Annotated in this window: 6 protein-coding genes; all 6 read left to right on the forward strand. The window is 69.9% G+C overall.

Features of this window, described 5'->3' with window-relative positions:
• Nucleotides 1-257 precede the first annotated feature (257 nt).
• The gene (locus RMO12_RS13135; protein WP_309639630.1) at nucleotides 258-629 is read left to right on the forward strand and encodes a hypothetical protein; all 372 of its coding nucleotides are present in this window, start codon (nucleotides 258-260) and stop codon (nucleotides 627-629) included.
• Between the two features lie 17 nt (nucleotides 630-646).
• Complete coding sequence (locus tag RMO12_RS13140; RefSeq protein ID WP_309639631.1) at nucleotides 647-1,582, forward strand: hypothetical protein; 936 nt, start codon at nucleotides 647-649, stop codon at nucleotides 1,580-1,582.
• A 52-nt stretch (nucleotides 1,583-1,634) separates the two neighbouring features.
• On the forward strand, nucleotides 1,635-3,329 hold the full coding sequence (locus tag RMO12_RS13145; protein ID WP_309639635.1) for a SulP family inorganic anion transporter: 1,695 nt from the start codon (nucleotides 1,635-1,637) through the stop codon (nucleotides 3,327-3,329).
• A 149-nt stretch (nucleotides 3,330-3,478) separates the two neighbouring features.
• Nucleotides 3,479-4,318, forward strand: a complete 840-nt coding sequence (locus tag RMO12_RS13150; RefSeq protein ID WP_309639632.1) for a universal stress protein — start codon at nucleotides 3,479-3,481, stop codon at nucleotides 4,316-4,318.
• Nucleotides 4,319-4,408: 90 nt separating this feature from the next.
• Nucleotides 4,409-5,389 (forward strand): WYL domain-containing protein, encoded by a 981-nt coding sequence (locus tag RMO12_RS13155; protein WP_309639633.1) that lies wholly within the window; start codon nucleotides 4,409-4,411, stop codon nucleotides 5,387-5,389.
• Nucleotides 5,390-5,415: 26 nt separating this feature from the next.
• On the forward strand, nucleotides 5,416-6,015 hold a 600-nt coding region (locus RMO12_RS13160), incomplete at its 3' end, for a CRISPR-associated endonuclease Cas3'' (protein WP_309639634.1).

Genomic DNA, 6,015 nt, shown 5'->3' on the forward strand with positions numbered 1-6,015 from the left:
TGCAGCGCCGACCACCGCACTTGTCTTATGAAACGCCCCTTAGTCACTACTGCGGTCGCGATTGCCGCAAGCCTTGCCCTGCTCGCCACGGCCGGCTGCGCCGTCACGCGACTTCAACGCTCGGCCGAGCTGGCGCGCCAGAGCCAGGCGCTACAGGTCAGCCCCGCCGGGGCGACGCCGGCTACGCGCTGTGGTACCAGCAACTGCGCCAGCAGGCCGGCCAGGCCTTCTGAACGGCGCACGACGGGACAACGAGCATGAACAGCGGCCGCACCATCCAGTTGAGCGAGACCGACGGCGTCAATGAAGACGGCTCGCGCCGCGGCAACATCATTGCCCGCCACTGCAGGAAAGGCATGTCGATCGAGCTGCGCGCGCTGGGCACGGCGAGCGCCGGCGTGGGCGGCGTGGGCGCCTATGTCCGCGTGCCGCTCCTGTTCGGCCTGCTCGGCTCGCGCCTGCGGCAGATCGGCGTCATTGCCCGCGACACCGACAGCATCCTGGGCCGCCGGCTCACCCGCGGCCACCGCATCTCGGCGATGGTGGTGAGCGTCTCCCCGGCCACCGGCAACGGCAAGAGCCGGGTCGGCATCGCGCTGAGCTACGCCGACTTTCCGCCGTCGCGCTGAGCGGCATGCGCACCTGTATGAGATTGCTCTGCCGCGTGACGCTGGCCGGGCTCATCGGCCTGGTGGTGGCCGGCATTGCACACGCCGAGAACACCGCCGACGCTGCGGCGTTGAAGGCGCGCTTTGAAACGATGGGAGAGCAGCTGCGCAGCAGCCCGTTCGGCCGCCCCGTGGTGCTCGAGTCGGCGGAGCGGCCCGACGCTCTCGTCGGCGACATCTACGCCGTGCTGGAGCATCCCTTCGCCCGCGTGAGCGCGGCGCTCGACGATGCGCCGGCCTGGTGCGACGTGCTGATGCTGCACCTGAACGTGAAGCGCTGCACCGTCGCCGGCCGCGGCCCGACATCGACGGTGGCCATCCGCCTGGGCCGCAAACACGACCAGTCGGTCACCGACGCCTACCGCCTCGAGTTCGCCTACGGCGTGTCGGCATCGACCAGCGATTACCTGCAGGTGCAGATGAGTGCCGCGAGCGGGCCGCTCGGCACCCGCGACTACCGCATCGCCTTTGACGCCATGCCGCTGCCCGACGGCCGCTCGTTCGTCCACCTCACCTATTCGTATGGCTACGGCCTGGCGGCACGCGTGGCGATGCTGGGCTACCTGAGCACCCTGGGGCGCAGCAAGGTCGGCTTCAGCAACGCGCCCGGAGCGTCCGCAGAAGCGCCGCGTCCGGTGGCCGGCGTGCGCGGGCTGATCGAGCGCAACACGATGCGCTACTACCTTGCGATCGCCGCCTATCTCGATGCGGCCTCGCTGCCCGAGCCGCAGCGGCTCGAGCGCCGGCTGCACGACTGGTTCGAAGCCACCGAGCGCTACCCGCGGCAGCTCCACGAGATGGACGAGGCGGCTTACCTCGAGATGAAGCGCGCCGAACTGAAGGACAACCCCCGCGCACCTGCGGTGCTGCCCCCCGAGGGGGCGCTCAGCCCTCTTGGGGCGGCCCGGCGATGACTGAGACCCCAAGACCCCACGGCCTGCCGGCGGGGAGTCCTCGGTGAAGGGGATCGTCTCGTCAAGACTCCACCCGTTTCGCCCGCGCCTCTTTGACGCGCTGCGCGGTTATGACCGCCAGCGGCTCGTCGCCGACATCGGCGCCGGCCTCACCGTGGGCGTGGTGGCGCTGCCGCTGGCGATGGCGTTCGCCATCGCCAGCGGCGTCAAACCCGAGCAGGGCATCGTCACCGCCATCGTCGCGGGCTTCCTGATCTCGGCGCTGGGCGGCTCGAGCGTGCAGGTCGGCGGGCCGGCCGGCGCCTTCATCGTCATCGTGTTCGGCATCGTCGAGCGCTACGGCCTGACCAACCTGCTGATCTCGACCGCGCTGTCGGGCGTGCTGCTGTTCGTGCTCGGTCTCCTCAAGCTCGGGACGATGGTGCGCTACGTGCCGGTGCAGATCATCATCGGCTTCACCAATGGCATCGCGGTGCTGATCGCGCTGTCGCAGCTCAAGGACGTGCTGGGCCTGAGCATTCCCAAGGTCTCGGCCGACTTCTTTGCGCAGATCGGCGCGCTGATCGATCACGCCGGCAGCTTCAACCCCAGCGCGCTGGCGATCGGCGGCCTGTGCGTCGCCGGGCTCGCGCTGTGGCCCAAGTTGTTCATCGTCGGCACGCCGCTGCCGCAGGGCATGGCCCGCAGTCGGCTCGTCAAGTTGGCGGGCCGGTTGCCGGGCCCGGTGGTGGCGCTGGTGAGTTTGACGCTCGCCACCGCGCTGCTTCAGCTGCCCATCGAAACCATCGGCACGCGCTTCGGCGGCATTCCCCAAGGGCTGCCGGCGCTGGAACTGCCGCCCTTCAGCTGGGCCAGCGCCAAGGAGCTCGTCATCCCCACCATCACGCTGGCGCTGCTCGGTGCGGTGGAGTCGCTGCTGTGTGCGCGCGTGGCCGATCAGGTGTCCACCTTGCCCAAGCACGACCCCAACCAGGAGCTGATGGCGCAAGGCGTGGCCAACATGATCGTGCCGATCTTCGGCGGCATACCGGCCACCGGCACCATCGCGCGCACCGTCACCAACGTGCGCGCCGGCGCGACCAGCCCGGTGGCCGGCATCGTGCATGCCGCAACGCTGCTGCTGATCGTGCTGCTGGCCGCGCCGCTGGCGAGCCATGTGCCGCTGGCGGCACTGGCCGGCATCCTGCTGTTCGTGGCCTGGAACATGGGCGAGTGGCGCGAGTTCGCGCCCGCGCATCTGATGCGCTACACGCTCGGTTATCGCGTCATCCTGCTCGGCACCTTCTTCCTGACCGTGGTGTTCGACCTGATGGTGGCCGTGCAACTCGGCCTGGTGACGGCCTGCGTGTTCTTCATCTGGCGCATGGGCACGCTGTTTCGTGCCGAGCCCATGCACGTCGCCGGGGCGCCGGCCGGCGTGCAGGTGATCGACGTGTACGGCGCACTGTTCTTCGGTGCGGTGGGCAAGATCGAGTCGCTTGCCGACGCGTTGCCACCGGGCACGCAGCGCCTCGTGCTGCGCATGCGCCGGCTGATCTGGATCGACGCCAGCGGCGTCGATGCGATCCGGCAACTGCACCGCCGCCTGAGCCAGGAGGGCGTGACGCTGTGGTTGTGCGAGCTGAGCGACGAGCCGCTGCAGATGGTGCAGCGCACCGGGCTCGACGCGCTGATCGGCAGCACCCGCATCGCGCCCGACCTGGCCTCGGCGTTGGCGCCCGGCGATGAGCTCGGTGCGCGTCCGTGACGCTGACCCCATCGGCATGGCGGCCCGAGGCCACCGCGTGCTCCGGCGTCGGCGCCTTCGCCCGCTTTGATCCAGCGCAATGCCGCCGCCCGCGGCTGCGGCACGATGCTCGGCAGACCTCGCCCGCATCACGATGAAGGAGCACCACGATGAGTTCGCTGCGATCCCTTTTGTTGCACCTCGACGCCTCGCCGCGCAGCGCGGTGCGCCTGGCGCTCGCGCGCGACGTGGCGGCGCGGCACGACGCCACCGTCACCGCGCTGTTCGGGGTCGCGCCGACCCTGCTCGACTTGAAGCTGGCCAGCGCCGACGGCGCGGCCGGCGTGACGCTACTGTTCGAGCAGCTCTCCGCCAAGCGCCGCGACGACGCCCGCAGGCTGTTCGATCGCCCTGATTTCGCTGCCACGCCACCGATGCTCTGGCGCGAACTGGGCGGCCAGCCCCTCGTGGCGGGCGTGACACGCCACGCCCTGTGCAGCGACCTGCTGGTGCTGGGCCAGCATGACGGTGACGACCTTCAGGCCCTGGGCGTGCCATCGGACTTTGTCGCCTCGGTGCTCGTGGCCAGCGGCAAGCCGGCGCTGGTGGTGCCCTACGCAGGCGCTTTTGCGACCCTCGGCCGCGCGGTGCTGATCGCCTGGAAGCCCACGCGCGAGGCGGCGCGGGCGGTGTCGGCGGCGCTGCCGCTGCTCGGGCAGGCGCAGTCCATTCACATCACCGCCGAACTCGACCCCGATGCACAAGCGGGCGGCACCAGCGATCTCGAGGCTTACCTGCGCCTGCATGGCGTTGCGGCGCGCATCGAGCGCCACGCCGCCATCCCGGCCGATGCGGCGGGCGACATGCTGCTCTCGCTGGCCGCCTACGTCGGCGCCGACCTGCTGGTGATGGGCTGCTACGGCCACAGCCGCGCGCGCGAACTGGTGCTGGGCGGCGCTTCGCGCACGGTGCTGAAGTCGATGACGGTGCCGGTGCTGATGGCGCACTGACGGCCGCGCCCGCGCCAGTGGCCGGCCCGGGAGCGGCCGGGTGCCGCGATACCATGACCCGACAACAAGATCGGGCGCGGGGAGGCCAGCGTGTCGCAGACCGAGCGTCTGTACAAAATCAAGCGCCTGCTCGACGCGGGCGGCTGCGCCGTCAAGGCCACGCTGCTGGCGCAACTGGGCGTCTCACCCGCCACACTCAAGCGCGACATCGCGCATCTGCGCGACCGCATGAACGCCCCGGTCGTGTGGGACCGCGACCGCGCCGGCTGGTGCCTCGACGCCGCCGCGCAACTGCCCGGCACCCAGTACGAACTGCCCGGCCTGTGGCTCAGCGCAGAAGAAATCCATGCCCTGCTCACCATGCAGCACCTGCTGGCCAACCTGGACAGCGGCGGCCTGCTCGGGCCGCACATCGCACCGCTCGCGGCGCGACTGGCGCAGATGCTCGGCAGCGGCGCCAACGCCGACACCGAGGTGGCCAAGCGCATCCGCGTGCTGACCGTGGGCGCGCGCAAGTTCGACCTGCCGCACTTTCAGGCCGTCGGTTCGGCCCTGCTGCGCAGGCGCCGCCTGCACGTCGCCTACCACGGGCGAGGGCGTGACCAAACGCGCGAGCGCGAGCTCTCGCCGCAGCGGCTGATTCACTACCGCGACAACTGGTACCTGGACGCGTGGTGCCACGAAGCGCGCGCACTGCGCAGCTTCTCCGCCGACGCGATCCGCAGCGCCCGCGTGCTCGACACGACCGCCATCGACGTACCCGAGTCCGAACTGGACGCGGTGCTGGGCACCGGCTACGGCATCTTCGCCGGGCGCGCCGTGCAATGGGCGCGCCTGCGCTTCAGCGCCGAGCGCGCGCGCTGGGTGGCAGCGGAGAGCTGGCACCCCAAGCAGCGCGGGCGCTTCGATGCCGACGGAACCTACCTGCTGGAATTGCCGTATGCCGACCCGCGCGAGCTGGTGATGGACATCCTGCGGCATGTGCCGGAGGTGGAGGTGCTGGGGCCGGCGGGGTTGCGGGAAATGGTGGAAGAAAAATTGCGGGCAGCGTTGGTCAGGATCACCCGGTGAGCCTCGCGCCTGCAACGATCGCCGTCATGAACAGCTCTTGGTGTTATTGGGGCAAGGCCCGGCCGGTCGAGGGATCGGAAGCGGCGTTTCATCTGCTGCCGTATCACTGCCTCGACGTGGCTGCGGTTGCCGCCGCCTACCTGGAGGCCGCGCCCGGCTTGCGTCGCTGGCTTGCCAACAAGCTCGGCGTTGCTTCGGAAGAAGCCTTGGTGGCCTGGGTCTCGTTCTGGCTGTGCCTGCACGACCTCGGCAAGTTTTCCGAGGCCTTTCAAAGCCAGCGCCCCGATCTGTTCGAGGAGTTGCGGGGGCGCCAACCCGTCAAGCGCTACACCGAACGGCACGACACGCTTGGGCATGTGGCGTGGACGAAGCTGGTCGAACAAGCTGCCATCGACGACGCCTGGCTTGGTGAACAGACGGTCGACCACCTGTCGGGCCTGAACGCTTGGGCGCGGGCGGTGACCGGGCACCACGGCCAGCCGCCAAAGTCCGACGTTTATTTCGGGCATCACTTCGACACGGAGTACGACAGCGCCGCCATCGTTGCGTTCGTGGGTGAAGCGAAAGCGCTGATGTTGGGTACTGCGCAAGCGCTGTTGCCCACCACGCTCGACGCCGACGACTTC

The organism is Methylibium sp. (assembly GCF_031393925.1).
GTDB lineage: Bacteria > Pseudomonadota > Gammaproteobacteria > Burkholderiales > Burkholderiaceae_C > Methylibium.